General features: G+C 60.3%; 30 protein-coding genes and 1 pseudogene. 12 read left to right on the forward strand and 19 right to left on the reverse strand.

Going from position 1 to position 24,002, the window contains the following annotated elements:
• Window positions 1-3 precede the first annotated feature (3 nt).
• From FJ443_RS24515 to FJ443_RS32095, 3 genes are read right to left on the reverse strand one after another with little or no spacing between them, the layout of a single operon-like run.
• Complete coding sequence (locus tag FJ443_RS24515) at window positions 4-1,557, reverse strand: bifunctional aminoglycoside phosphotransferase/ATP-binding protein (protein ID WP_140522921.1); 1,554 nt, start codon at window positions 1,555-1,557, stop codon at window positions 4-6.
• A gap of 49 nt (window positions 1,558-1,606) precedes the next feature.
• A complete protein-coding gene (locus FJ443_RS32090) occupies window positions 1,607-1,852 on the reverse strand; it encodes a hypothetical protein (protein WP_318013167.1) in 246 nt (81 codons plus the stop codon).
• Window positions 1,849-2,004 (reverse strand): c-type cytochrome, encoded by a 156-nt coding sequence (locus FJ443_RS32095; RefSeq protein WP_318013166.1) that lies wholly within the window; start codon window positions 2,002-2,004, stop codon window positions 1,849-1,851. The genes FJ443_RS32090 and FJ443_RS32095 overlap by 4 nt, the downstream gene beginning before the upstream one ends.
• Before the next feature lie 173 nt (window positions 2,005-2,177).
• Here FJ443_RS32095 and FJ443_RS24525 point away from each other — a divergent pair, with 173 nt between their 5' ends.
• Window positions 2,178-3,014 (forward strand): universal stress protein, encoded by an 837-nt coding sequence (locus FJ443_RS24525; protein ID WP_140522920.1) that lies wholly within the window; start codon window positions 2,178-2,180, stop codon window positions 3,012-3,014.
• Window positions 3,015-3,078: 64 nt separating this feature from the next.
• Here FJ443_RS24525 and FJ443_RS24530 read toward each other — a convergent pair whose 3' ends face one another.
• The 7 genes from FJ443_RS24530 to FJ443_RS24555 all read right to left on the reverse strand — a co-directional run bounded on the left by FJ443_RS24530 (window position 3,079) and on the right by FJ443_RS24555 (window position 6,664).
• Window positions 3,079-3,525, reverse strand: coding sequence for a pyridoxamine 5'-phosphate oxidase family protein (locus FJ443_RS24530; protein ID WP_140522918.1), 447 nt, complete (start codon window positions 3,523-3,525; stop codon window positions 3,079-3,081).
• A gap of 19 nt (window positions 3,526-3,544) precedes the next feature.
• Complete coding sequence (locus FJ443_RS31770) at window positions 3,545-3,943, reverse strand: phosphoribosyltransferase family protein (protein ID WP_224656350.1); 399 nt, start codon at window positions 3,941-3,943, stop codon at window positions 3,545-3,547.
• Window positions 3,940-4,230: a phosphoribosyltransferase family protein gene (locus FJ443_RS31775; protein ID WP_224656349.1), complete on the reverse strand. Its 291-nt coding sequence runs from the start codon at window positions 4,228-4,230 to the stop codon at window positions 3,940-3,942. Before FJ443_RS31775 ends, FJ443_RS31770 begins: the two co-directional genes overlap by 4 nt.
• A 3-nt stretch (window positions 4,231-4,233) precedes the next feature.
• The gene (locus FJ443_RS24540) at window positions 4,234-4,668 is read right to left on the reverse strand and encodes a DUF2267 domain-containing protein (RefSeq protein ID WP_140522916.1); all 435 of its coding nucleotides are present in this window, start codon (window positions 4,666-4,668) and stop codon (window positions 4,234-4,236) included.
• Between the two features lie 114 nt (window positions 4,669-4,782).
• Window positions 4,783-6,060 carry a 5-aminolevulinate synthase gene (gene hemA / locus FJ443_RS24545; RefSeq protein ID WP_140522914.1) on the reverse strand — a complete coding sequence of 426 codons (1,278 nt, stop codon included), beginning with the start codon at window positions 6,058-6,060 and terminating at the stop codon, window positions 4,783-4,785.
• Between the two features lie 137 nt (window positions 6,061-6,197).
• Complete coding sequence (locus FJ443_RS24550) at window positions 6,198-6,395, reverse strand: universal stress protein (RefSeq protein WP_224656227.1); 198 nt, start codon at window positions 6,393-6,395, stop codon at window positions 6,198-6,200.
• Window positions 6,392-6,664 carry a hypothetical protein gene (locus tag FJ443_RS24555; protein WP_140522912.1) on the reverse strand — a complete coding sequence of 91 codons (273 nt, stop codon included), beginning with the start codon at window positions 6,662-6,664 and terminating at the stop codon, window positions 6,392-6,394. Before FJ443_RS24555 ends, FJ443_RS24550 begins: the two co-directional genes overlap by 4 nt.
• Window positions 6,665-7,033: 369 nt before the next feature.
• Between FJ443_RS24555 and FJ443_RS24560 the strand changes: the two genes are divergently transcribed.
• The gene (locus FJ443_RS24560) at window positions 7,034-7,417 is read left to right on the forward strand and encodes a phasin family protein (RefSeq protein WP_140522910.1); all 384 of its coding nucleotides are present in this window, start codon (window positions 7,034-7,036) and stop codon (window positions 7,415-7,417) included.
• A 78-nt stretch (window positions 7,418-7,495) separates the two neighbouring features.
• On the forward strand, window positions 7,496-7,786 hold the full coding sequence (locus FJ443_RS24565) for a cytochrome c (RefSeq protein ID WP_140523410.1): 291 nt from the start codon (window positions 7,496-7,498) through the stop codon (window positions 7,784-7,786).
• 505 nt (window positions 7,787-8,291) lie between these two features.
• Here the strand turns inward: FJ443_RS24565 and FJ443_RS24570 are convergent.
• Window positions 8,292-8,510, reverse strand: coding sequence for a biotin/lipoyl-containing protein (locus FJ443_RS24570; protein WP_224656228.1), 219 nt, complete (start codon window positions 8,508-8,510; stop codon window positions 8,292-8,294).
• Window positions 8,511-8,706: 196 nt separating this feature from the next.
• On the opposite strand from FJ443_RS24570, the gene FJ443_RS24575 reads away from it, so the two are divergent.
• Entirely contained in the window at window positions 8,707-8,940 is a 234-nt protein-coding gene (locus tag FJ443_RS24575) for a hypothetical protein (RefSeq protein WP_140527996.1), read from the forward strand.
• A 225-nt stretch (window positions 8,941-9,165) separates the two neighbouring features.
• Here the strand turns inward: FJ443_RS24575 and fixJ are convergent, their stop codons facing one another.
• Together fixJ and FJ443_RS24590 are read right to left on the reverse strand one after the other, a co-directional pair.
• Window positions 9,166-9,780, reverse strand: a complete 615-nt coding sequence (gene fixJ / locus FJ443_RS24585) for a response regulator FixJ (RefSeq protein ID WP_140522905.1) — start codon at window positions 9,778-9,780, stop codon at window positions 9,166-9,168.
• Window positions 9,767-11,257: a PAS domain-containing sensor histidine kinase gene (locus tag FJ443_RS24590; protein WP_224656241.1), complete on the reverse strand. Its 1,491-nt coding sequence runs from the start codon at window positions 11,255-11,257 to the stop codon at window positions 9,767-9,769. The genes fixJ and FJ443_RS24590 overlap by 14 nt, the downstream gene beginning before the upstream one ends.
• 257 nt (window positions 11,258-11,514) lie before the next feature.
• On the opposite strand from FJ443_RS24590, the gene FJ443_RS24595 reads away from it, so the two are divergent.
• From FJ443_RS24595 to FJ443_RS24610, 4 genes and pseudogenes are all read left to right on the forward strand, one after another.
• On the forward strand, window positions 11,515-12,327 hold the full coding sequence (locus tag FJ443_RS24595; RefSeq protein WP_140522901.1) for a universal stress protein: 813 nt from the start codon (window positions 11,515-11,517) through the stop codon (window positions 12,325-12,327).
• On the forward strand, window positions 12,327-14,972 hold the full coding sequence (mgtA, locus tag FJ443_RS24600; RefSeq protein WP_224656229.1) for a magnesium-translocating P-type ATPase: 2,646 nt from the start codon (window positions 12,327-12,329) through the stop codon (window positions 14,970-14,972). Before FJ443_RS24595 ends, mgtA begins: the two co-directional genes overlap by 1 nt.
• 43 nt (window positions 14,973-15,015) lie before the next feature.
• Window positions 15,016-15,448, forward strand: a pseudogene (locus FJ443_RS31785) (NUDIX hydrolase).
• A gap of 94 nt (window positions 15,449-15,542) precedes the next feature.
• Complete coding sequence (locus FJ443_RS24610; protein ID WP_140522897.1) at window positions 15,543-15,812, forward strand: DUF6455 family protein; 270 nt, start codon at window positions 15,543-15,545, stop codon at window positions 15,810-15,812.
• Window positions 15,813-16,101: 289 nt separating this feature from the next.
• Here the strand turns inward: FJ443_RS24610 and FJ443_RS24615 are convergent, their stop codons facing one another.
• The 3 genes from FJ443_RS24615 to FJ443_RS24625 form a co-directional block, all read right to left on the reverse strand.
• On the reverse strand, window positions 16,102-16,800 hold the full coding sequence (locus tag FJ443_RS24615; RefSeq protein WP_140522895.1) for a CBS domain-containing protein: 699 nt from the start codon (window positions 16,798-16,800) through the stop codon (window positions 16,102-16,104).
• Window positions 16,801-16,930: 130 nt separating this feature from the next.
• Entirely contained in the window at window positions 16,931-17,398 is a 468-nt protein-coding gene (locus FJ443_RS24620) for a DUF2231 domain-containing protein (protein WP_140522893.1), read from the reverse strand.
• A gap of 117 nt (window positions 17,399-17,515) precedes the next feature.
• Entirely contained in the window at window positions 17,516-17,794 is a 279-nt protein-coding gene (locus tag FJ443_RS24625) for a hypothetical protein (protein WP_140522891.1), read from the reverse strand.
• 131 nt (window positions 17,795-17,925) lie between these two features.
• Between FJ443_RS24625 and FJ443_RS24630 the strand changes: the two genes are divergently transcribed.
• From FJ443_RS24630 to FJ443_RS24640, 3 genes are read left to right on the forward strand one after another with little or no spacing between them, the layout of a single operon-like run.
• The gene (locus tag FJ443_RS24630) at window positions 17,926-18,252 is read left to right on the forward strand and encodes a PepSY domain-containing protein (protein ID WP_140522889.1); all 327 of its coding nucleotides are present in this window, start codon (window positions 17,926-17,928) and stop codon (window positions 18,250-18,252) included.
• Window positions 18,252-18,917, forward strand: a complete 666-nt coding sequence (locus tag FJ443_RS24635; RefSeq protein ID WP_140522887.1) for a response regulator transcription factor — start codon at window positions 18,252-18,254, stop codon at window positions 18,915-18,917. Before FJ443_RS24630 ends, FJ443_RS24635 begins: the two co-directional genes overlap by 1 nt.
• Complete coding sequence (locus tag FJ443_RS24640) at window positions 18,917-20,260, forward strand: HAMP domain-containing sensor histidine kinase (RefSeq protein ID WP_140522885.1); 1,344 nt, start codon at window positions 18,917-18,919, stop codon at window positions 20,258-20,260. Before FJ443_RS24635 ends, FJ443_RS24640 begins: the two co-directional genes overlap by 1 nt.
• 7 nt (window positions 20,261-20,267) lie before the next feature.
• Here the strand turns inward: FJ443_RS24640 and FJ443_RS24645 are convergent, their stop codons facing one another.
• Genes FJ443_RS24645 through FJ443_RS24655 form a run of 3 tightly spaced genes read right to left on the reverse strand, consistent with a single transcriptional unit; the run spans window position 20,268 to window position 23,369 of the window.
• On the reverse strand, window positions 20,268-21,779 hold the full coding sequence (locus tag FJ443_RS24645; protein ID WP_140522883.1) for an RnfABCDGE type electron transport complex subunit D: 1,512 nt from the start codon (window positions 21,777-21,779) through the stop codon (window positions 20,268-20,270).
• Entirely contained in the window at window positions 21,776-22,498 is a 723-nt protein-coding gene (locus FJ443_RS24650) for an FAD:protein FMN transferase (RefSeq protein ID WP_224656230.1), read from the reverse strand. The genes FJ443_RS24645 and FJ443_RS24650 overlap by 4 nt, the downstream gene beginning before the upstream one ends.
• 25 nt (window positions 22,499-22,523) lie before the next feature.
• On the reverse strand, window positions 22,524-23,369 hold the full coding sequence (locus FJ443_RS24655) for an FMN-binding protein (RefSeq protein ID WP_224656231.1): 846 nt from the start codon (window positions 23,367-23,369) through the stop codon (window positions 22,524-22,526).
• A gap of 111 nt (window positions 23,370-23,480) precedes the next feature.
• Between FJ443_RS24655 and FJ443_RS24660 the strand changes: the two genes are divergently transcribed.
• On the forward strand, window positions 23,481-23,999 hold the full coding sequence (locus FJ443_RS24660; RefSeq protein ID WP_140522880.1) for a cytochrome b/b6 domain-containing protein: 519 nt from the start codon (window positions 23,481-23,483) through the stop codon (window positions 23,997-23,999).
• The last annotated feature ends 3 nt before the right edge of the window (window positions 24,000-24,002 follow it).

The following is a 24,002-nucleotide window of genomic DNA, read 5'->3' on the forward strand; positions in this document are numbered from 1 at the left end:
CGATCAGGACGCTGTGCACAGGGTTTCGGACGCATCGCTCTCTGAGTGCCTTCTCAATTCCAAGACAATGTCGGCGAGCATCCGATCAGCGTCGATTTTTCGCCAGCCAGACTGGGTGGCATTTCGCTCCAATTGCCGCGAGAGTATCTCGATCGTGGCATCTGAAGGGCCGCCCTTGCGCTCGCTGACCCGCTGCCACAGGACAAGCGGGGCCGCCTCCAACCAAAATCCGGAGAATCTGATAGCCCGGCTGCGCGCCGCTTTCTCGATCCGCTCACGATCGGCGGGTCTGTCGAAAACGGCATCGGCCACGACCGAGCCGCCCTGCGAAAGGATCAGGCCGGCGCGCCATGCCATTTCGCGGTAGACGCGATCGGAAACTTCGGGCCGATAGGCTTTGTCCGGCAGCCTGGTCTCCGGCGGTACACCATGCATGGCCTTGCGGACGCGGTCGCTTTCGACAATGCGGGCGCCTGGCGCTGCACCGAAATGGGCGGCCAGCGCCTCGGCAACGGTCGTCTTTCCCGAGCCACTCAGACCGCCAACGGCAACGAGTCGCGCCGGTTTTTCCTGGAGAAATGTTCGGGCAAGGTCGAAATAGGATCTCGCCTCGGCAACCAGCCTGTCGCTGTCGGCGCTGCGTTCCTCGACCTGCGTTGCGATGACGTGGGCGCGCACGGCAGCCCGCACAGCCATGAAAAAGGGCAGCAGCACGAACCCATCCTCGTCGTCGGCTTCATCGAGATAGCGGTTCATCACAAGGTTGGCGAGCTGCGGAAAACCGCGATGCCAAAGATCCATCAACAGGAAAGCAAGGTCGTATAAAACGTCGATGCTGGCGATCTGGTCGTTGAATTCGATACAGTCGAAGAGGCGAGGCTCGCTGTCTAAAAGGCAGATGTTGTGCAAATGCAGGTCGCCATGGCAGCCGCGGATCTTGCCTGCGGCTTCCCGGCGGTCGAGCAATCCGGAATGCCGGGCGAGGGCGTTGCGGAAGGCCTCGGCAAAGCTCGTGACCTCAGCTTTTGCGAAAACGTGGCTGGTGGCAAAGCCAGCCTCGTTGATGTCGAGCACGCCAGCCAGATTTGATGAGCCGCCGCCATTGTGGATCGTCGGCGCGGCACGGTGGTAGCTGACGATCATGCGCGCAACCGCGGTCATCAGCGCCGGCGTCAATTCTCCGGCGGTTGCCATCCGATCGAGGAGCTTCGACTGGTCGAAGCGGACCATCTCGATCGCAGCATCGACCATTTGGCCGGTGCCATTGAAAGCCAGTTTGCCGTCGGCTTCGCGGGTGATTCGACGCACGACCAAATAGAGGCCGGGCGCGGTCTTCGAGTTGAGTTCCACCTCTTTCTCGCAAGCGGCAAGCCTGAGGGCCGGCGCCGAGAAATCGACATAGGGCAGCTTGACCCCCCGCTTCATCTTGTAGGCGCGTTGGCCAACGAGGAAAATACGGGAAATGTGAGTCTCGATCGCCTCGACGGCCCCGACCGCGCCATGGGTAGCAGGATCAAGCAGAAAAGAGGCAGCGGCTTGCTGCTCATCGACGATCATGGCCGGCCTTCCACGTGTGTTTTGCGTATTTCGTTTGCGCGAGCTGCGTTCATTGCTGCAATGTCTGGACATAGCCTGCCAACTCATGGATCCGTTCCCTGGTGACGATTTCGCCTGCGTTCGGGCCATATTTCTTCACGTCGGCAGGCAGGAATTGGCTGCCCCACACCGGCATGTCGCGCTCGCCATGCGCCGGCACCATGGCGCGGCCGTCGATCACGGCATAAACACGCCAGTAAGGGAATTCGCCGCCATTGCGCCTGGAGAGGCGCGTCAGGTCGCTCGGCCGCTTCAACAACTCGTCGCCAACGGGCCGTCCCCCTTGCCTTCCGGACCATGGCAGACCGCGCACGAGTTCATGTATTCGGCCTTGCCGTCGCCAAGTTCCTGGGCGCGAGCCGCGTTGAAGGCCAATCCTGCCAGAGCCGCCGCGATCAGGAATTTCATCTGCGTTTTCCGATTGATTAGCTGAAAACCTACAGCCCTGGTTTGGCAGTACGTTGATGCGGATCAAATGCCCCGCGGTCACGGTATTTGATTCAGCGCAATGAGCGCGCCGGGCACCCGCGCTAATGACTGAAGCCAGATTGACCTTTCAATCGAAATCAGGAGTTGCCGCCGTGACTTTCAGGACGCTGCTTACGGTTACTGGGCCGAACCAGGGCGAAGCCGATCTAAAGCTGGCCGCCTCACTGTGCGAACAGGTCGGTGCCCATCTCTCCGTGCTCGTTCTCGAGCTGGCCGCGCCGCCCTCTGGGGGCGAGTATGCCGCTGTCGTCTCGCCTGCCTGGCTTGCGGAGCGGCAGGCCGAGTTGAGAAGGCTTGAGAAACGAAAATCAGACGTCGCCGGCTTTCTCTCCCAGACTGCCGTATCGGCCGATCTGAGCGACGACTATCCCGACATGGGATGGGCCGACGACGTCATCGGAAGGCGTGCCCGCTACGCCGATCTGACCCTTCTCGGACCAGATCTGCTGGCAAGCCATGCGCTGAAGGAGAAAGTCATCGAGGGCACGCTGTTTTCATCGGGAAAGCCCATCCTGCTTGTTCCCGAGGGCTCGCGCCCGACGCTGAAGCCGAAACGCATCCTCGTTGCATGGGACGCCCGCCTGGAGTCATCGCGCGCCGTCCGCGAGTCGCTCGATATGCTGAAAGGCGCCGAAGATGTGCGCCTTGTCATCATCGATCCCATCGAAAATGAGTTCCATCACGGCGACGAGCCAGGTGCAGATGCCGCGGCTTATCTTGCCCGGCACGGCGTGAAGGTTACCGTCGAGCGGCTACCGAGTTCGAATCATTCGGTTGCCGACGTGCTTCGCCAGCATGCCGGCGACGTCGCGGCCGAGCTCTTGGTCATGGGCGCCTATGGTCATTCCCGCCTGCGGGAGCGAATCTTCGGCGGGGTCACTAAGTCAATGCTTGAGGGCTCGTCACTACCGGTCTTAATGGCGCGATAACAATCCAAAAGGGCCGGTGCAGATTGCGCCAGCCCTTCGCATCTCGCGCAAATTGATGGAATGACTACTCGCTCGCTTCCCGTCCCGATACCCGTTCGATCAGGATCCGAAAGAAGACATGCGGCGCACTGTCGGCTGTGGGAGGAACCAGCGGCTTGAGTGCGCCGGGTTCCCACCAGTCGGAGTGCTTGCTCAAGACCGTCCAGGCATGATCCCGCTCAAGCTTGTGGCCGATCCGGTCAGGCAGTTCTTCGTATCGGCCGTCAACAACGACGCTTCTCCATCCCCGCCCCTGTCCATGCTCATCCACCTGGACGCACACCAGCGGATTGGCCCGCATCCATTCGATCTTTTTGCCCGGCATGGAAAACGCGTAAAGATGGGCGTCCGAATAGGCGTAGTGGAACGGCACGACATAGGGCTGTCCATCCTTTGCGCATGCCAGGCGGCCCACGCGATTGGCCGTCAGCAATTTGGTACATTCCAAAGCAGAAAGCGTGCGGATCTGCATCAGTTCGATCTCCTGTTCTTCATGGCCTTTGAACCAGGCCGGAAACGTGCCACTGGCCAGTTTTGTACAGCTGGGCAGCCTCGTCCATAGCGGAGACAACGTCGTTGTCAGAGAGTTGCGGGAACTGGCGATAATGATGGCTCAAGGCCTGGAACTGTCCTGGCCTACTGAGGCAGACTACACGGTCCGCTTCCTGCTCCAGCGCGGCGACCGTCACTTGCGGTGAAACGGGAACCGCCACGACGATTTCCCTCGGTGACCGGCGCTTGAGGGCGCGGATCGCGATTTTCATGGTCGTACCGGTCGCGACACCGTCATCGACGATGATAGCCGTCTTTCCTGCGATCGACATCGGTTTGGTCTTGCCACGATAGGCAACGCGCCGGCGTTCGAGTTCAGGACGTTCATTTGCAATCAAGACACGTAAGGCGTCGTCGTCGAGCCCATAGGCTCGACAATTTCACGGTTCAGCACGACCTCCCCAGGGTCGCCATCGATGATTGCGGCAACAGCCAATTCGGGATTGCCCGGGGCGCCGATCTTGCGGACGATCAGCAGGTCAAGAGGAGCGTTGAGGGCTTTGGCCACTTCCACTGCGACGGGCACGCCGCCACGCGGCAATGCCAGTACGATGGGCCGATGCAGTTGAAGTCTGCTCAGCTCCAGGCCAAGCTTCGCTCCAGCGTCTTCCCGGTCACGGAACATCGGTCAATCCACCGGCCACAGGTTTCGCAGCGACTTTTTCATCGAGTTTCTGACCTGTACGATCTCGCCATGCGAAATGTGACGGTCGAGAAGCTTGAACACGGCACTGATCGCGACATCGAAATCGATCTCCTCATCGTAGCCGAAACTGTTTCTGACACTGATAATGAAGTCGCGCTTCGTGCGCTCATGCGCAGGCACCGACGGCTTCCAACCTTCGAAATAGATGCCGCGGACCAAAACAGGCAGTTGCGCCGAGAGATCGGCCATTTCCGCCGGCGACAGCCAGTCCCGCACCGTGTGCAGGACAGCCCTCAGCAGCCGGCACGCGCTCGGTTCGCTCCAGCAGAGGTCTTTGGCGAGCTCCTTGACCCATTGTTGCGCCTGCTGGCCGGCATGCGTGAAGTCAGCGAAGGACGTGTGAGGACAAGGACCCATGGCGATGCTCCTGAGATTTGGCGCCATTCTGGGGCATAATAAGGCTCTGAGCATTGAGCGGGATCAAATCGTTCGGGCTCTGCGTCAAACGAACCGGAGGTGCTGGGCGCCAGTTCAGCCAAAAGCCTGCTGCACCAGCAGGGGAATGATCCGGTCGGTCTTGGCCACGGAAGGTCGTCCTGCTGAACCATAGGAAATGCCGAGCGCGTCCCAGGTCTCGACCAGGGCGTCCTGCAGCTCGGCGATCAGCGCATCCGAATGGAACGGCGTCGGCGTGATGCGCAGCCGCTCCGTGCCGCGCGGCACGGTCGGATAGTTGATCGGCTGGATGTAGATGCCGTGCACGCCGAGCAGCCGGTCGCTTGCCATCTTGCAAAGCTCGGGGTCGCCAACCAGCACTGGCACGATATGGGTCGCCGATTCCATCACCGGCAGGCCGGCGGCGGAGAGGATCTGCTTGGTCCGCGTCGCCTGCTGCTGCTGGGCGTCACGCTCGGCCTGCGAGCGCTTGAGATGACGGATCGAGGTGGTGGCAGCGGCGGCGATGGCCGGCGGCAGCGCGGTGGTGAAGATGAAGCCCGGCGCATAGGAGCGCACGGCGTCGATGACAGCACTCGTGCCGGTGATGTAGCCGCCCAGCGTGCCGAAAGCCTTGGCCAGCGTGCCCTCGATGATGTTGATGCGGTCGGCGAGGCCTTCCCGCTCGGTGATGCCACCGCCGCGCGGACCATACATGCCCACGGCGTGGACCTCGTCGATATAGGTCATGGCGTTATAGCGCTCGGCGAGGTCGACGATCTCCCGGATCGGCGCGATATCGCCATCCATCGAATAGACGCTCTCGAACACGATCAGCTTGGCGCGTTCGCGGCCCGCCGCCTGCAGCAGGCTTTCCAGGTGCGCGACATCGTTGTGGCGAAAAATCTTCTTTTCCGCGCCCGAGCGCCGCACGCCTTCGATCATCGAGGCATGGTTGAGCTCGTCCGAAATGATCAGGCAGTTGGGCAAAAGCCGCGCGATGGTCGAGATCGAGGCTTCGTTGGAGACAAAACCGGAGGTGAAGACCAGCGCGGCTTCCTTGTCGTGCAGGTCGGCGAGCTCATGCTCGAGTTCGACCAGCGGATTGCTGGTGCCGGAGATGTTGCGGGTGCCGCCGGCGCCCGAACCCATCCGGCCCGCCGCGTTCTGGAACGCTGCGATGACATCCGGGTGCTGGCCCATGCCGAGATAGTCGTTGGAGCACCAGACGGTGATTTCCTCTGCGCGGCCGTTGGCGCGCCAGATGGCACGCGGAAATTTGCCCGCTATGCGCTCGAGGTCGGCAAAGACGCGGTAGCGTCGTTCCGCATGGAGCTGGTCGATCGCGTCCTCGAAGAACCGCTGATAATTCATGTCCGAATCTCCTTATTTACTCGCTGTCGCGCTGCGGGCATCGGCTACACCGAATTTGGCAAGGGTTGGACGTAACCCTTTGCGGCAACGGACGACCTTGATTCATGTCAAAATCACGACTCCGAGGCTCCGCCTGCTCAGGTCGATATGAACCGATGCAATGATCCGCTGCGCAGCACAGAACGCGTCACGCCGCCAAAGGTCCTCTCCAGTAGCCGACTGTGACCGTAGCCGCCGAGAACTATGAGATCGGCCGCAATATCCTGTCCGATCTGCAGGAGGATGTCCGCCGGTTCGGAGAGGCGCGCATCCAAGACCACAGATCGCGCTGTCACTCCGTGCCGTGCCAGAAAGAGCTAACGTCCGCGACATCGTCGCCACGGGACGCCAGGATGAGACTCGCCGCATCCAGCATACGATTATGGTCGACCACCAGATCGGTCGACGGCGAGCCGGTCAAGATCAAATCGGCAGCACGCGCATTGAGTGCAAGTTCGCGCGTGGGATTGCCTATCTTTGCGCGCCAAGATGCACGATTGCTGCCGTTGACGGTGCTCAGGAATTCCTCTCTCAGGCAGTCGAGGCGACCTTCTATCTCCTCCACCTGGCACCACAACGCCTTGGGCGCGGCCTGGTCGTCAGTGCCGGTCGGAAGGACAAAATGCGGCTCGGCGGCGCTAGAAGCCAGAGGTCGGCCTCGAGCCGTTGAGCCAAATCCCATGCCATCGAGATGCGCGGCGCGGCGTCGCGTCTACGTCCAGTTGCACCATAATCATCTTAAAAGCCATCGCTCATTCCATCTGCGGTTGAACCGACTTGGCCATCAAATAGAGGGAGGCGTAAAAGCAAGGAAAACGGCTGGTGCCGGCACGCTCGTACAGCCCGCAAGACCATAGGGTTGATCCTGATCAAGGACATGACGACGAATGGCGTCAACGTCGTGCTGTGGAGATTCAGAACGGAGTAGTCGATAATGCACACTCAGCCCGAGCCATCCTCATTAGGCACACAATTGTTGCCGGTGGCGGAGAATGGCCAGAAGCTCTTCCTCGCCGCCGCGTCCCTTCAGGTGCACGCCTTCAAGGCCATGATGCGCTTCAATGTTGAAACGCTGGCGTTTCTGAAGCATCGTTGTGAGCAGGACGTGAGGCTGGCCGATGACTTGATCAGTGGTCCGCAGTTCAATGATGCCTTCGACATCTTCGCTGCTTTCGTGCAGAATGCGACGTCGCAATACGTGATCGAAGCCGGCAAGGTCGCCGCATTGACCTCCAGGCTCGCTTCCGAAACGGCCAGAAACATGCGTAAGGGCGCCAGGATAGCGATCGAGGATGCCGCGGCTAAGACTGTCGTGTAGACGGCAATGCGGAGGTCGTCAGACAACATGAACGCCGTTTACAGACATAGTCGTCTCAGGGCTTCCGTATTTGCGTTGATGTTACTCGGATGTGTGCAGCCAGCCTTGGCCGATAGCGTAACGGAGCATGGCAAGGCGTTGGTGGAGGTCAACTGCGCCCGCTGTCACGCCGTCGGAAAAACTGACAGGAGCAACCATCCCGACGCTCCGCCATTTCGCACCTTGTCAAAGCGCTATCCGATCTCCGATCTGGAGGAAGCTCTTGCGGAGGGCATTTCGACTGGCCATCCGGATATGCCAGAGTGGACTGCGAGCCCCGATCAGATCGAAGCAATCATCACGTATATCAGCACGCTGCAGCAGCCGTGACCCAGTCTCGAATGCGGCAGGCGATCGGGTCTGAACGGCTCCGGCTATTCGCGGCCAATTGCCGGCCAGCAAACTGCTACCGGAGAGGGCCAGGGCAACATCCGGCCAGGGGCACGAAGAAACGACTGCGCATGCGCCAGGATCTGGGCCTCGGTAGGAGGATCCGCCGGTTCGATGCCGACAATGCGATTGTTTAAGCCGGTGTTGTACTCGCGGATGTGCGTGGCCAGCTCGTGCTTCGCCGACCCTGGTCGCGGACCGAAGGGCGCTGAGGATGTCGTGGTAGAAGGCCTGATTTCCCAATGCACGCTTGCCGTCGACCGAGCCAGCCTTGTTGTGGCTCGGATGATGCGCAAGCGTCGTCGCAAGTCTCACACTGTCGGAGGTTCTCGCGGTTGAAAAAGAACACCTTGGCTTCACAATGGTCGCAGGCGCGGCGTGTCGGGTCGCCATTGCTGGAAATCCTTGCGTGTATTGCTGAACGGCAATCTGAGGCGCTGAGGGCTTAAGCAGGCTGCGACACCAGGATTGCCAGGATCGATCCAGGTTTAATGACGGTATTCGCCGATGCGACAATGGTCGCACGCCCAGCTGCCGGCGCGACAATCTCGTGCAGCGCGCTTTCGACGCGAACCTCGGCTATGCGCTCTCCGGCCCTGATCGGGTCGCCGCTGGCAATGAACCAGTGCTCCAGGATGCCCTCTGGCAACATGCTGGCCGCCACTGCGCCTTCGTCGACCTAGGTATACCGCATGGCAAATCTCGTTTTGCCGTCGAACGATAGGCTCCTAGGCGGCGCAGTCCTTGATCACGATCAATCGGCGTATGGCGCAGATGCCGCGATTGTGCGGTGATTGACGCGGATCAAATTCTGGTTCGGCAGCCGGCCTAAGATGGCCGATCATCGCCGGAGCGAGGTCATGGAGCAGTTCAGGGAAATGGTGCCCATCGCCATGGACGTCGGATCAGATATCAATGCTGCAATCGCGATCGATTGGGCTGCCCGCGGCGCGCATGTGATTGCGGCCGGTATGGCGTCTGCCGCAGGAATTGTGGTCGACATCGGTTCGACACAGGCAATCGCGCCCGCTTTGCCGGTAATTTCAAAAAGTGATGCAGATCAAGGCGCGCCACACCGTTTGCGAAGATTTTGATGCGATGTGGAAACCAATCCTAAGCGCTCCTTTTGGTCGCGATCTAGAACTGGCCGTTTTCGACGAAGACGGCGAGCACGCGCTTGTGTTTGCCTGCAGAAGGATAAAGGAGGGCTGGAAGAATGCTGCTAGTGGTGCCCGTCTCGACATCCGGCCGACCCATTGGCGCGATTGGGATTGGGAAAGGACCGAGGTCAGAAATCGCAATCCTCTCGAGGACTCTCCCTAGGGTCGGGACTCCACGATCAACGCCATACGCACCAGGTGTGACAGACTACTCGCCTCCATTTTGCTCATGACATTGGCCCGGTGGATTTCGACCGTGCGCGGGCTGATCCCCAGATCGTAGGCAATCGTCTTGTTGGGTAAACCGGCAACGAGTCCGTCCAGCACTTGGCGCTCGCGGTCAGACAAGGTCGATAGACGCGCGCGGATATCCGCGGACTGGGGATGCGCCGCGTTCGCCTCGTTCCGGTTGGCCAGTGCAGAGCGTATCGCCTGGATCAGCATCTCGTCGTCAAACGGCTTTTCGACGAAATCGGAAGCGCCTTCCTTCATGGCCTGAACGGCGAGCGCCACGTCGGCGTGACCTGTCATGATGATGACCGGAATCTTGTGGCCGCCTGTTCTGAGTTGCCGTAGCAATTCGATGCCGTCTATTCCCGGCATGCGCACGTCCGTAACGATGCAGCCGTCGAGATGGCCATCCGCCGCTGAGAGAAAAGCAGTGGCCGACTCGTACAGGCGTACGGCAAAGTCGGCTGTCGCCAGCAGAAAACCGAGAGACTTGCGAACATCAACATCGTCGTCGACGACGTGGACCAGATCACTGTCGGCCATTTGTGACCTCATCCTTCTCAACGATGCGTAAGGTGAACCGAAAGGCGGTGCCGCCCGTCGGCATTGCCTCGGCCCAGATGTGGCCGCCGTGCGATTCAACGATGGTGCGGCAGATGGAGAGACCGACACCCATACCCTGCTTCTTGGTGGTCACAAATGGCTGGAACAGTTGCGCCGAAACCTCTGGCGCGAGCCCCGGACCGGTATCGATCACGCTCACTTCAGCCATGCCATCGTCCCGGGCAACGGTTGTGATTTTCAATTCACGGCGCTGCGTTTCCTGCATGGCCTCCACTGCGTTGCGCATCAGATTGAGCAGAACCTGCTGAATTTGGATGCGATCGGTCAAGACCAGTTCCGCGGCAGGGTCGAGCTTGTAGCCGATCTGGACATTGATCTCCCTCGCACCAACCAGGGCGAGCGACGAGGCTTCCTCGATGAGCGCCGGCAATCGCTCGACCTGGCGCTCGCTTTCGCCCCTGGCAACAAAATCGCGCAGATGACGAATGACGTCGCCTGCCCGCAGGGCCTGCTCGGCGGCCTTTTCCACGGCATCCCGCAGCATCGGCGCGTTTGCTTCCGTGCTCTTCTCCAGGAGCCGTCGGCTGCCCTTCAGGTAATTGGTGATGGCTGTCAGCGGTTGGTTGATCTCATGAGCGAGCGTCGATGCCATCTCGCCAAGGGCGGTAAACCGCGCCATGTGCAGAAGCTCCTGCTGCTGTTCCTGAATTCTTGCTTCCGCGCGATGACGTTCAGTCAGGTCGCGGCAAAAGCCGGTAAAGAAGCGTCCGGTTCCCGGGTGCATTTCGCCGACGGAAAGCTCCATCGGGAAAGTCGTGCCATCCTTGCGTGCCCCGGTCACGGTGCGGCCGAGCCCGATGATCCGACGCTCCCCGGTCGTCAGGTAGCGAAGCAGATAAGCATCGTGCTCTTCGCGATAGGGCGCCGGCATCAGCATCTTGACGTTCTGTCCGATGACCTCGCCCGACTGGTAACCGAACAGCGTTTCGGCGGCCGTGCTGAAGGACTGGATACTGCCTTGCTCGTCAATGACGACCATCGCATCAGGCACGGTCGCCAGGATTGAACGCAGATGATCTTCGCGCAACAGAAGCGCGGCATTCGCAAATGAGAGGTCGCTGACATCCGTGCCTTCAATGAAGATGGCGGTAATTCGACCGTCATCGGCCCTGATCGGCTGATAGACAACATCCAGGATACGCTCTTCAATTGGCCCATTGCTGCTGTTGCGGAATCCGACCTTCACGCCTTTGCCGCTGTAGGACTCGCCAGTCACGTACACGCGGTCGAGCCGTTCGAGGAATTCGTGTCTTTCGAGTTCGGGAAAGGCCTCGCGCGCCGATTTTCCAATAACCTGCCGGTCGCCAATGAGTTGCTGGTAGGCGGCATTGGTCAGTACGAACACATGGTCAGGCTCGCGTATCAGAGCCATGAACCCGGGCGCCCGATCGAACATTTGCGACAATAGGGATTCGAGCGTCGTCCCGCCAGGCGTCAAACTGAATGCTTCGTCTTGGATCACCCGCGGTTCCTTAGGCTCGAGACACATAAACAAGGCCTAACTATCACTTCTCCGATCAGAGACAAAACGGATCGAGGCCGAAGTCTAGATGCAAAAGCGATTGGCCGGTTCTTTGACGCGCATCAAGGAAGCCAGCGCCCGTGAATGCAATTCATAGCACATTCGAAACGCTTGAGTGAAAGGCGCGTCCAATGTCCTACAAGTCCATAATCGCGAATCTCGCCGTCGATACGCCCCCTGCTGCGATTGTGAAAGTGGGTATCGAACTCGCAGAGCGTTTCGGCGCCCATCTCATTGGTCTGGCGGCGGCGGATGTTCCGCCCTTGGTCGCGACGGGTGAAGGCATGGTCTACGAAGGGGAGGTCATGCAGATTCAGCGGACTGAAATCGAAAAGAGGCTTGCCGAACTGCGTGCCGAGTTCGAAAGCCTGGTCCCGGCTTCGATCACAAGCGAGTGGGGACAGGCCGTCTGCAGCCCGACCCGCTTCCTCAGCGTTTTCGCCCGCGCAGCCGATCTTGTCGTGACCGGTGCGTCGGGAGACGACGTGTTTCGCGCCGCCGATGTTGGCAGCCTGGCGCTCGGCATCGGCCGGCCAGTCCTGGTCATCGGAAACAACGTCGAACACCTCCGCGCTAATACGGTCCTGGTTGCCTGGAAGGATACCAGGGAGGCGCGACGGGCGGTGGCGGATGCCTTGCCTTTTCTGGCCAAGGCCAATGAGGTTGTCGTCGCCACGATCGCCGCCGCCAAAGGCGACGACAATGTTCGTGACAGTCTCGCCGATGTCGCTGTCTATCTTGAGCACCATGGCATCATGGCGCAGACGGAACTGATCACCGGTGAAGTCGATGGCGAGCAGTTGTTGACATTCGCACGCTCGATCAATGCCGACATGATCGTCTCAGGCGCCTATGGCCATAGCCGCCTGCGCGAATGGGCGTTTGGTGGCGTCACCCGCACGCTGATCGAAGAGAGCAGCATCAACCGCTTCCTGTCATACTGATGGCGAATATCGTGTCTTCTGGCGTGGACCAACATTCCGTTGCGGCGGCCGCAAGTCCGTATTGGTCGATCACCAGCGAAGATCTCGTGCGAGGTCTGGCAACTTCGCCCACATCGGGCCTGGCTGGGTCGGATGCCGCCTCGCGGCTCATCAAATACGGCGCGAATACGCCGGCCTCGAAGTCAGGCGCGTCGGCGCTTAGCGTGTTCGTTCGCCAGTTCCGTAGCCCGCTTGTCCTGATCCTGATCTTCGCGGCTAGCGTTTCGGCCTTCGTCGGTGCAGGTCAGGAGGCCGCAATCATCGGGGCGATCGTGCTGGCAAGTTGCGTTCTCAGCTTCACCCAGGAGTATGGGGCGTCGCGGGCGACAGAGGCACTTAAACAGCGTATCTCGCGCAAGGCTACCGTGCTGCGAGATGGCGTCGAATCCTCCGTTTCTGCCGAAGAAATCGTGCCGGGCGACCTCATCCGGCTATCGGCCGGAAACCTCATACCTGCCGACTGCGTCATCCTCGAAGCGCGGGATTTCAATGTCAGCGAGGCGGTGCTGACTGGCGAAACCTTCCCCGTCCTGAAGGCGGCGGGGCGATCAGATCCTGATGCGTCCGTCGCCCAACGCAACAATGCGGTGTTTACCGGTACGTCCGTGCGCAGCGGCACGGCGACCGTGCTTGCGGCAGCGACCGGCCGGCGCACCGAATTCGCCTCCATCGCAGCGGCACTGGAGCGACAAATCCCGGAAACGGATTTTGCCCGCGGGATCAGATCGTTTGGCTATCTGATGACCGAGATCATGCTGGCGATTGTCATCATCGTGTTTTTTGCCAATCTGATGCTGCATCGTCCGCTGATAGAATCGCTGTTGTTTTCCCTGGCACTCGCGGTCGGCCTCACACCTGAACTGCTCCCGGCCATTATCAGTGTAACACTTGCTCGTGGCGCCCGCGCCATGGCTGCCAATGGCGTCATCGTGCGCCGTCTCGACGCCATCGAGAATCTGGGCAGCATGGACGTGCTTTGCACCGACAAGACCGGCACGCTGACGGAAGGCGTGATCCACCTTGACGGATGGCTTGATGTCGACGGCAACCCGTCAACCGACATCCTGCTTTGGGCACGTCTCAACGCAACCCTGCACACTGGACTGAAGAACCCGCTGGACGAAGCCATCGCCGGTGCGCCGGGCAAGGGTGCATCATTGGCCGCTTTCACCAAGGTCGACGAGATCCCTTATGATTTCATTCGCAAGCGCCTATCCGTTGTTGTGCGAACCAAGGATGGCGAAGATCTTCTGATCACGAAAGGCGCAGTACAGAACGTCCTCGAAACCTGCAGCTTCGTCGGCACAGCGAAAGGCCTGGAACCTCTCGAAGACACGCACCGCGCGGCGATCGACAAGATGTTTCGACGCTGGAGCGCGGAAGGATATCGCGTTCTGGGGCTAGCGACGCGTCGATTTGAAAGCCACGCTACCTATGGCAGGAAGGACGAGGTCGATCTCGCCTTCGCCGGCTTTCTGCTTTTCCTAGACCCGCCCAAGGAAGGCGTAAAGAGCACGCTTGCCGAACTCGCCCACCGGGGCATCGCCGTGAACGTCATTACGGGCGACAACCGCTACGTTGCAGCCCATCTTGCTCAAGCGGTCGGCTTGCGTAGCGATCGGATCATGACCGGGGAGGATCTGTCGAAGTTGACCAAGAGCGCGCTCTTTGCAGCCGTGCAGGACACTGACCTCTTCGTCGAGATCGATCCCAACCAGAAAGAACGCATTGTCCAGGCCTTGCGGAGCAGGGGCCATGTCGTTGGCTATCTGGGTGACGGCATCAATGATGCGCCCGCGCTCCATGAGGCCGATATTGGGGTCTCCGTCGACACCGCATGCGATGTCGCGCGTGAGGCTGCCGATATCATCCTTCTCAAGCAGGATCTCGGAGTGCTGGTGCGGGGCGTCGACGACGGCCGCAAGACCTTCGCCAACACCATGAAATATATCTCCATCACCACCAGCGCCAATTTCGGCAACATGATAAGTATGGCGGTCGCCTCGCTATTCCTGCCTTTCCTGCCACTTCTGGCAAAGCAGATCCTGCTCAACAATTTCCTTTCCGACGTGCCCTCACTCGCCATCGCAAGTGACAACGTTGACGCAGATCAGCTGCACAGGCCGCGCCACTGGGACATCCGTTTCGTGAGGCGATTCATGATCAGCTTTGGCCTGGTCAGTTCGCTGTTCGATTTCGCAACCTTCGCGTTCCTGCTGCTCTTCGCCCATGCCACAGAGGCTGCATTCCAGACAGCCTGGTTTGTCGAATCGTTGCTGACCGAGCTTGCAATCGTGCTCATCGTTCGTACGCACCGCGCTTTTTGGGCGAGCCGTCCGAGCCCCTTGCTCGCCTGGCTGACACTGGGCGTCGGGTTTGTCGCGATCATGATTCCGTATCTGCCGTTCGCAGACTGGTTCGGTTTCGTGCCCTTGCCGCTGCCTATACTTGCCGGACTTGTCGCTATCACCGCGCTCTATCTATGGGCCTCAGAGGCGACAAAGCGCGGGTTCTTCGGCCAGGAGGAGCCGCAGTCGCACCCGAAGAGGCCGGGGCAACCTATTGGCAGAGCCACCAAGTCTCATTCTGCGTACCCGACATTATAGGCTGGGTGGAGAGGCTTGAAACCATCGTGAAAAGAGCGCCGGCATTTTGCCTTATCGCAGATTGGACAAGGGGCTGCAGGTGCTGCTCGTTCATCCAGGCGGCCCATTCTGGCAAAAGCGAGATCTTGGGGCCTGGTCGATTGCAAGGGCGAGTATAATCCTAGCGGGGACGGCGCGGCGCGAGTTCACCGAAGAGACAGGCTGGGAGCTCAAGGGCCCACTGCTGAATTTGGGTGAGTAGCGCCAGCGAGAAGGCAAACCCAGCGCTCGAGGGTGATTTCGACACCGCGATGATGCGCAGCAATCTGTCTGCTATGGAGTGGCCACCACGCAGTGGCCGGGGACAATTGTTTGTCGACGTCGACCGCGGTGAATGGCTGGATCTAGCCTTGGCCCGGGACAAGTTGGTAGTCGGCCAACGGCGTTTTCTCGACCGCCTTGTCGCTTCAGCTCAGAGCCCAAGCCCTCCCGTTTAGCCTCAGGGATTAGCAACGACGCCTGCTGTTGATCGAGATCAATGATTGCGGCCGCCGACATGACAATGATGGTCGCTAGGCAGGAGTGATCAGCATGACATTTCTCGATTATCTGGTTTCAGTCGACGCCAGGACCGCCCTGATGGGCCGCATGATGCAGAAGCTTGGCGTCGACAAACAATTGAAATCGGTGCCGGATCATGCCGCCGTCACCAACCGGGCAGTGGACCGATGCCGCTCGTGTGGGCATCAGGACGAATGCTCGACCTGGCTCGACGAACACCAGCAAGCCGATAATCCGCCAGACTATTGCCGCAACCGTGATCTTATCGCACGGCTGCAACACGCCGCCGGTCAACGTTAGAACCGTCGACGCCTCGAGCTGGATGGAGGGTCACTCAACCTCTGGAAAGACCGTACGTCTTGGAGGTCCAGCGCAACCGGATGCGTAGGCTCCGGACTCCATGGATCGCCCTGGCGGGCTTGATAGCACGGACCTCTTCAGCTGGTGGCCACATCTTCAGGCGAGCATCCAAACCCGTTTGGCATGGTAATCGGCTGGTGATGTTCTCATTCTCGACAATTCGCTGTCGAGCGAGATTGATCGTGGACCCGCGGCTTGCAGTGGCAAGTTCGTCGGGATCGTCCCGCCGCTACGAAACAAGCACCACGGACAACGGATCGGCGCAGAAGAGACCATCCCTGACAGCCTTTACGCCGGCAACGTTTTCGGCTGCCACAAAGGCTGCCTGGCGCTCACGTTCGTCGAAGATGACACCGCTCAATATCACCACGCCCTTGTTCACCATCACGTGGATCAGGTCTTTGCCGGTCCATTTGTGCTTTGCAAGCTCGCCAGCGACGTTGTGGCGAATCTGCTCGTCATCGATGACCGAACGGCCTGCATCCGGAAGGACGCTGAGCAATGCCCGCAGCAGATCAGAACGGGTGATGATGCCGACGACTTTCCCGGCATCGATGACCGGAATGCGTTTGACGTGATGTTGCGTCATGAGTTCGACGACCTCGGCGAGCGACGCGGCGGGAGACGCCGTGACGACATCGCTGGACATCACCTCCTCGATCCGTCGACCATTGGCGTGGACATATTCGTCGGCGGCCTTTCCAGGACTGACGAGAAACTCTAGCCAGCGCGAGCGCTTTTGCTCGGTGTCCAGTTCTCCTCGTCGCAGGAAATCGCCCTCGCTGACAATCCCCACCAGCGTGCCGTCGCCGCGAACAACAGGCAGGCCGCTGATCTTATTGGACAGCATCAGCCCGGCCACCTCGGCGATCGAGGCGGACGGGTCCGTGCAGATGACTGGCTTGCTCATGATGGCTTCGGCTTGCATGCTCGCTCCCCGGAGATATTTCATTCCCGGCTTCTTAGATGCCGCATGAGCGAAGGGCCTTGATTTGAATCATTTTGCCCTCGAGACAAATGACCCAAGCTGGGGCTGCAAATAACCAGGCGCGTGCCCGTCAACCAGCGATCGCGGTCTTAGCGACGTTCACGCCAAGTTCGTAGACAAGCAGTCCACCATAATAGGCCGTCGCCGTGACCAGAATTGCTCCGCCAATTTCGACCAGAGGAATAGCAATGGTCAGTAGCCGCAGTTCACGATTCCGCACCCAAAGGCCGAGCCTCACTAGGCCCCAGATCAGAAACGCGAACGCTGTGATACCTCCCAGGCTCTCGTGGATCTCCGCTATGTCACTGCTGAAGCCGGCGGCTTCAGCATGATCGAGTGCCATTCCCCCATAGAACCAGGTTCCAATCGCGAACGCCCCGGCTGCGAGAGCGATAAAGGTCGATACCGTCCCCACGCCAGAACGCTTGGTCACCGCGTTGCCGCGAGCGAGCACCACAAGGTCGATCGCCGCCAAAGTGTAGATGAGGACAATGGGAAAATGCACGAGCATGGGATGGATATGCTGGACTGGGATCATGACAAGGAAAATCTCCGGAGTGGCCAAGGGATGGCGCAGATAGAGGGGGTAAGTTTGGCGATAGCGCAATTGATCAGCGGACGCCCAGCTCAAGGGCTGGGCATAAGCTTTTCGGTATCAGTCGTCGTCCCCCTGGCCGTCCTCGTCAGTGCTGCTGAAAACGGCCTTACTGGAAGTGTGACTGTCGTCGCATTCGTGGTCATCGCCAACGCCCTTGATCGCCTTGGGACCGGTGGCATCCTGCATGGGGATGGCCTCCAGATCGATTGGGCCGGCAGGGGCAATTGAGGATGAGGATGACGCTGCGCATGAACCTTCTTCAGATTCAGCGGCTGCCGGCAGGGCAAAGGTCGAGAAGCATCCGAGTGCTGCGAGTAAGAACAGGGAATTGCGCATGGTTTCGACATCCTTTTCTCTGCGCGGCCATGATTGGCCGCGAGGATGCCGTGATAGCGAGCCTTTGCTTGCCGGCAGCTGTGGATGGTTGACAGCAAATTGAAAGCTTCGACGTGCGACATGCCTCCCTCATGATGGTCAAACTAAAGAGCCTCGCAATCCTGGGCCTGGCCGGGCTTGTCCTGGCCCAGCCACTTGCCGCGCGGGCTGACGAGGACGACGATGGCGATCATGACAGGGCGCGGGATCTCTACGAACACGGTGAGATAAAAGGCCTTTCCAATATCCTCGATATTGTTCGCGCGCAGGCTCCAGGCGACATCGTCGCGGTTGACCTCCTCCGCAAGGCCAACAAATGGGTCTATCGATTCCAGGTCGTCGGCGCCGATGGCCGGCGAAAGACTGTCGATGTTGACGCCGGTGCCGGTGTCATCATGCGCGAAAGGGAGGGGGACTGATGAAGATCCTCCTTGCCGAGGACGAGCCCCGTATCGCCGCCGATATCGCTACAGCCCTTAAGGCATCCGGTCTGGCGGTTGATATCGTTCGCGATGGAGAGGCTGCCTGGTTCGCAGGCGATGTGGAGAACTACGATGCTGCGATCCTGGACCTCGGGTTGCCGAAGCTCGATGGTCTCACTGTCTTGAAGCGCTGGCGGGCCAATGAGCGCAGGTTTCCGGTTCTCATCCTGACGGCAAGAGGTACGTGGACCGAACGCGTGGACGGTATCAATTCCGGTGCTGACGACTATCTTCCCAAACCCTTTGAGATGGAAGAACTGCTCGCCCGATTGCGGGCGATCCTGCGTCGTTCGGCCGGGCAGGCCGCACCCGTTCTGAGGTCCGGGCCGTTGCTTCTGGATACGCGCCAGATGCGTATTTCGCTCCGTGGCGTCCCCATTTCTCTTTCGCCGCTGGAATACCGGCTCCTGGCGTTTCTGATGCATCATGCTGGTCGGGTGGTGGCGCCCACCGAACTTGCTGAGCATCTCTACGATTCAGGGAACGACCGCGATCCGAACACGATCGAGGTGATCGTCGCGCGCTTGCGTCGCAAGCTCGGGAGTGGCGCCATCGAAACGCGGCGCGGCTTCGGGTATCTGATGCCCGATGATCCCGCCTGATGGGCGGCTCGATCCGCTTCAGGCTGTGGCTGGCGGCAACGATCTCGATTCTTGTCGCGCTCGCCATAGCCGGCGCCGGCTTGCGCTATCTGTTTGAACTTCACGTCGAGCGGCGCGTTGTGGGCGAGCTGACGGTCGATCTCAATGAGTTGATCGGCGCAACGACCTTCACAAGCAACGGCCAACTGGTGTTAGCCCCGGTGCTCACCGACCCGCGCTTCGCCAATCCGCTGTCCGGTTATTACTGGCAGGTCGAAGACATCGCTACCGGCGGTCTCCAGCGCTCACGATCTTTGTGGGACGCCAAGCTGGTCCTGCCTGCCCGCAGCGCAACGGGTGAGATGCGAACGGTCGAGGAGTTCACGGGACCTGGCGGAGAACTCAGCATTGCGGTCGAGCGTACAATCATCGACGCCGGAGGTCGGTCCTTTCGCGCAGTCGTGGCGGAGGATCATCGAACCATCGAGGCGTCTGTAAGCGAGTATGTTCGCGATCTTGCTCCGGCTCTCTTGATGCTCGCCGCAGTTCTCATGGCCGCGTTTTTCATCCAGATCACGATCGGTCTCGCACCTCTGGAGACCTTGCGGGCCGCCGTCGGAAGCGTGATTGCGCAGCGAACGACACGGCTCGATGTGGTGGCACCGAGCGAAGTGCAGCCGCTCGCTGACGAAATCAATCGTCTTCTCAATGCCCAGGAGAAGGCTCTTGCTCGGGCCCGTTCGCGCGCCACCGATCTGGCGCACGGCCTCAAGACGCCGCTCCAGGTCCTGTCGGCTGACATCCGTGCCTTGCGCAAGAAAGGCGAGACGGATCTGGCCGACGAGATCGAGAAGAGCACAGAAGCGATCCGGCGCCATGTCGAGCGGGAGCTCGCGCGCGCCCGCCTCGCGCCCGGCGTTTCCGGCGAGGCATCCTGCCGGGTATCGCAGGTCGCGGCCGGCGTCATTGCCGTCGTCAAGCGCACGCCAAGCGGCAAGCAGCTTTCATTCAAGATGACCGTCCCGGAGGATCTGACAGCGCCGATGGATGAAGGCGACTTGTCGGAAATCCTCGGCAATCTGGTCGAAAACGCCGCGCGCTACGCAAAGTCGTCAGTGCGTGTCGATGCATCCTCCACCGCTGACGAGGTAATCGTCACTGTCGCCGATGATGGTCCTGGCATACCGGATGCCGATCGGGAGACCGCTCTGTCCCGTGGTGTCCAGCTCGACAGCAAGGGCGGCAGCAGCGGGCTTGGCCTGGCCATCGTATCCGATATCGTCGAAGCCTATGGCGGACGCCTTGCCATGGCCAACGCCGATCCGGGTCTGTTTATGGCCATTTCCTTGCGACGACACAGTTGAGCGTCCTTCAGACGAAACCCGGGAAGTAGTCGACCCTTATCTTCGAGCGACGCACGCCCATGGCCAGCAGCTTCTTGCGCAGCGCCTTGACCATCGCCTGCGGGCCGGAAATGTAGAAAATCCGCTCGAGGTGGTCCGGTATAGCCAGACGGATCAGGCGCTCGTCGATGTAGCCAGGATACTGGCCACGCTCGCCACCTCGCGCGACGGCGTGGAACGTTCGGATGCCGAGTTCGCGTTTTGCGGCACCGAGCACGTCACGGTAGGCAATGTCCTGCTGCCCCTCGGTTCCGTAGAGGATGACGATCGGCCGCCGCTCATTGCGGTCGAGTAGGTATTGCAGCATCGAGCGGAATGGCGTGATCCCGATGCCCCCGGCCAGGAAAGCGATCTTGATTTCACGCCGGGCGGGCAACGTGAAATTGCCGGCCAGTTGCGCGGCGTGAATCGTGCTGCCTGGCTTCATGGCCATCAATTCGCGCTTGAAGGCGCTTGATTGCGGATAGAACTTGACGCCGAGGCGGACCGTTTCCTCCGTCGGCGCCGAGGCGACCGTGAAATACCGGCGGTTGCCGCGATTGTCGGCACGATGGAGACCAAGCGTCCATTCGAGATACTGACCGGCCTCGAAGGCGAGCTTGCGCGGCGAGCGGAAGATGAAGTCAAAGCTGTCGACGGCCGACTGCTCGATGCGTTCAAGAGTCAGCACGAAGCGTCCCTTGGGGCCTGCCGCATAGGCAAACAGGTTGCCGGCAAGCAGCGCCAGTTCCGGCGTGAAATAGAACGAGCCGAGATGAATGGCGGGAGCAAACAGAAAGCCGACGATCGCGGCAAAGGCGATACGCGGCCAACGCATCGTCGGCGCGGTCAGCGGCTCGGTCAGCATCACGAAGGCAAAGAACAGCAGGGGCGAGGAACTCAGTGTCTGCGTGAGCGCCGTCCAATACTGGTCCGGATCGGTCGTTGCCAGGATGGTCGCCAGCGCCGCGACAAGGAAGGTCGAGACAAGGTCAAGCCGGCGCAGTTTGCGGACAATGAGCATACCGCCGACGAGCACGAGCGGAAGCAATGGCAGATTGCCGCCCACCCACCAGGTGGCTGGTTGGTCGAGCAGCAGCGCGGACAGCGCCACGCCCAGCGCAGCCGGGTTGAAAAGGTGCTTTCGGCCGATGGCGAGAATGAATTTCGATGAAATCGCCCAGACGGACGCGAATGCCACCGCTGCGATCCCCTTTGTGTCCGTGACCGCCACCGGATCGAGGATAAGCGCCAGGATGAGCGCGGTGATGTAGGCGGACTCGTTGTTGGCCGGGACCGCGAAGACACGCGCAAAGGCCTTGTTGGTGATCCAGCAGGCGGCCAGCGCAAGAGCCGTCGTGAAGCCAAGCGCAATGGGGTCATGTGGCACCAGCTTGGCGAAGCCGAGCACGAACGCTGCGCCGACAAGCGTCATCAGATAGTAGAGGACCAGCCTGTACATGGTCAGGTGATCGAGAAATCGGTCGATGGTCTTGATCATGGCAGGCAAAGGGCTCCGAACCCGGCTGTCGGGGTGGCGCGGCCACTGGCGTCGACGAGATATCCCTCCAGGCCAGGGGTCTGCTCGATGAAGAAAATGCCGTCCCGACCCATGGCGAAGGCCGCGGTGGCGAAACGATCGGCTTCGAGCACATCGGCGCCGATCACGGTCAGGCTGACGATGTCCTGGATTGGATTACCAATCCCGTGCGGGTTGTAGATGTGTTGGCCGCGGACATAGGTGCCTGAGGTCGCGACGCCGCGATCGCGGGGATAGACGACCTTTACGATCTCGTGAGCATTGAAGGGATTGCGGATACCGACGCTCCAATCCTGACCCGAAGCATTCTTGCCGCAGGACTGGATATCGCCGCCCGCCTCGATGAAGAAATCGCTGATGCCGGCCCGTTGAACGATGCCTGCCGCATTGCGGATTGCCCAGCCCTTGACGATGCCGGAAGGATCGAGCGATCCGTCGGGCTTGCGAATATCGAAGTATCCGTCCGTCTCGTCTTTCGTCTGTCTGGCGAGAGCGAGCACTTCCATCATCTCGCCGCTCCAGTCGGCGACCGGAACGTCGCCGCGGTTGATGGCCGCGATCTCGCTGTCGGCCCGGTATGTGCTGAAGCGCCGGTCGATATTCTCGAAATAGCCAAAGACCCTGTCGATCAGCTCCCCGGTCGAGGCGCCACCGATGTCGACCGTTATGGGCATGCCCATCAAAATTCGCGTGTCGCGCATGGACCTACGACGTCGCTTTCTTCAGCGCGCCGCGCAGCGACTGGATGAAAGCCCTGCTGGTCAGGGTCGCGCCCGAAATAATGTCGACATTGGCGCTTTGGGCGCTGATCGCTTCGTCGCGCAGCATGGGCAGCGCTTGCCTGTTGATATTGATGGAGGTGCGGCGGTCGGATGGGTATTTCAATACCTTCAGCGCCTTAAGCTGCCCGCCCTGTATCAGGGCCTGAATCTGGATGATGCCGTAGTAGGCATCGGCCGTAGGGCCGGTGTAGACGCCGTCGGCATAGATCTTCATGTCGACCCGGACGACACGTGCTGGCGCATCCCGATATGCTGGCCTCGGCTGCGGGACTGGTATGTAGACGGCGGGAGTGACGGCAAATGAAGGTACCGATGGCGCAGGATCGGAGGCAGCCGGCGCCACTGGCTGCGCCAGCAGCGCTCGCGAGGGTTGTGGGGTCACCGGAACCACTGTCTGCTTGACCGGATCATCTGTTCGTTCGGCGGGCACTGCTATGCCAGCCGTCGTTTCCGGGGCAATCGGGAACCTTGTTCTGAACCGGGGGTCGAGGGGCGCCGGCAAGGTCGCCGCAAACGGGGCCGGCTCTTTTGGCTGCGCTGAAGGCGCTTCGGCTGCGTCGGCCGGCAGCGCTTCGCCGAGCATATCGTTTGCAGGGTCCTTGCCGGCCTGATCCCAGACATAAGCGCCCGACGCGGCGATCACGAAAAGTGACAAGGCAATCTGTTTCATCGGAGGTGTTTCCACGTTGACTCTCGCAGGGCGGCCTATCTGCTCTCCGGAGGCAATATCCCACGACCAAGCTGACAACTGGCTGTCAGCCGAGTTCAAGCTGCGAGTGCCCGGCAAAGCTCATGGACGACATCAAGTCGATTTGTCATAGATCAAGATATCCACATAAAGCCTGAGCTAAGAGGGCTCTCTCAAACAAGGTAGCTGCCTATGGCTGTTGTCAAAGAGCCGGCCGGATACACCGGAACCCAGATATTGCTGCATTGGACCATCGCGGTGCTGATCGTCCTGCAGCTTGTAATCGGTGAGGACATCAAGCCGGCTTACCGGGCGTTCTCGCGCGGCACCGAGCCGGCAGCTGGCGACATCTTAAACGCGAATATTCATGTCTATGTCGGTTTGGCAGTTCTGGTACTGGCGATCTGGCGGCTTGCGGTCCGTCTCAAGGTTGGTGTGCCGGCAGCACCGTCGGAAGAAAGCGCACTGTTAAAGGGGATCGCCGCTGCCGCCCATTTCCTGCTCTACCTGTTCATTTTCGGGATGCCAATTACCGGAGCGCTGGCATGGTACTTCAACATTCGAGCAATGGGTGAGATACACGAACTCGCCAAGCCAGTGATCATCATCGTTGTAGGCCTTCATGCCGTAGCGGCGCTGTGGCAGCATTTCTTCGTAAAATCGGATGTGCTCGTCAGAATGCTCCGGCCTGCTGGACGGCGCGCGCGGTGATGC

The organism is Mesorhizobium sp. B2-6-1 (assembly GCF_006440475.1).
Taxonomy (GTDB): Bacteria; Pseudomonadota; Alphaproteobacteria; order Rhizobiales; family Rhizobiaceae; genus Mesorhizobium.

Excerpts from the sequence above, each read along its gene's own strand:
- FJ443_RS24595 (WP_140522901.1), top strand. The coding sequence starts at position 11,515 with ATGTCCTACAAGTCCATAATCGCGAATCTCGCCGTCGATACGCCCCCT.
- mgtA (WP_224656229.1), top strand. The coding sequence starts at position 12,327 with ATGGCGAATATCGTGTCTTCTGGCGTGGACCAACATTCCGTTGCGGCG.
- FJ443_RS24540 (WP_140522916.1), bottom strand. The coding sequence starts at position 4,668 with ATGGGTCCTTGTCCTCACACGTCCTTCGCTGACTTCACGCATGCCGGC.
- FJ443_RS24660 (WP_140522880.1), top strand. The coding sequence starts at position 23,481 with ATGGCTGTTGTCAAAGAGCCGGCCGGATACACCGGAACCCAGATATTG.
- FJ443_RS24640 (WP_140522885.1), top strand. The coding sequence starts at position 18,917 with ATGGGCGGCTCGATCCGCTTCAGGCTGTGGCTGGCGGCAACGATCTCG.
- FJ443_RS24650 (WP_224656230.1), bottom strand. The coding sequence starts at position 22,498 with ATGGGCATGCCCATAACGGTCGACATCGGTGGCGCCTCGACCGGGGAG.
- FJ443_RS24620 (WP_140522893.1), bottom strand. The coding sequence starts at position 17,398 with ATGATCCCAGTCCAGCATATCCATCCCATGCTCGTGCATTTTCCCATT.
- FJ443_RS24590 (WP_224656241.1), bottom strand. The coding sequence starts at position 11,257 with ATGTTCGATCGGGCGCCCGGGTTCATGGCTCTGATACGCGAGCCTGAC.
- FJ443_RS31775 (WP_224656349.1), bottom strand. The coding sequence starts at position 4,230 with ATGTTCCGTGACCGGGAAGACGCTGGAGCGAAGCTTGGCCTGGAGCTG.
- FJ443_RS24625 (WP_140522891.1), bottom strand. The coding sequence starts at position 17,794 with ATGCGCAATTCCCTGTTCTTACTCGCAGCACTCGGATGCTTCTCGACC.
- FJ443_RS24530 (WP_140522918.1), bottom strand. The coding sequence starts at position 3,525 with ATGCAGATCCGCACGCTTTCTGCTTTGGAATGTACCAAATTGCTGACG.
- FJ443_RS24575 (WP_140527996.1), top strand. The coding sequence starts at position 8,707 with ATGGAGCAGTTCAGGGAAATGGTGCCCATCGCCATGGACGTCGGATCA.
- FJ443_RS24560 (WP_140522910.1), top strand. The coding sequence starts at position 7,034 with ATGCACACTCAGCCCGAGCCATCCTCATTAGGCACACAATTGTTGCCG.
- FJ443_RS32095 (WP_318013166.1), bottom strand. The coding sequence starts at position 2,004 with ATGAAATTCCTGATCGCGGCGGCTCTGGCAGGATTGGCCTTCAACGCG.
- FJ443_RS24565 (WP_140523410.1), top strand. The coding sequence starts at position 7,496 with ATGTTACTCGGATGTGTGCAGCCAGCCTTGGCCGATAGCGTAACGGAG.
- FJ443_RS24630 (WP_140522889.1), top strand. The coding sequence starts at position 17,926 with ATGATGGTCAAACTAAAGAGCCTCGCAATCCTGGGCCTGGCCGGGCTT.
- FJ443_RS24515 (WP_140522921.1), bottom strand. The coding sequence starts at position 1,557 with ATGATCGTCGATGAGCAGCAAGCCGCTGCCTCTTTTCTGCTTGATCCT.
- FJ443_RS24635 (WP_140522887.1), top strand. The coding sequence starts at position 18,252 with ATGAAGATCCTCCTTGCCGAGGACGAGCCCCGTATCGCCGCCGATATC.
- fixJ (WP_140522905.1), bottom strand. The coding sequence starts at position 9,780 with ATGGCCGACAGTGATCTGGTCCACGTCGTCGACGACGATGTTGATGTT.
- FJ443_RS24610 (WP_140522897.1), top strand. The coding sequence starts at position 15,543 with ATGACATTTCTCGATTATCTGGTTTCAGTCGACGCCAGGACCGCCCTG.
- FJ443_RS24615 (WP_140522895.1), bottom strand. The coding sequence starts at position 16,800 with ATGCAAGCCGAAGCCATCATGAGCAAGCCAGTCATCTGCACGGACCCG.
- hemA (WP_140522914.1), bottom strand. The coding sequence starts at position 6,060 with ATGAATTATCAGCGGTTCTTCGAGGACGCGATCGACCAGCTCCATGCG.
- FJ443_RS24645 (WP_140522883.1), bottom strand. The coding sequence starts at position 21,779 with ATGATCAAGACCATCGACCGATTTCTCGATCACCTGACCATGTACAGG.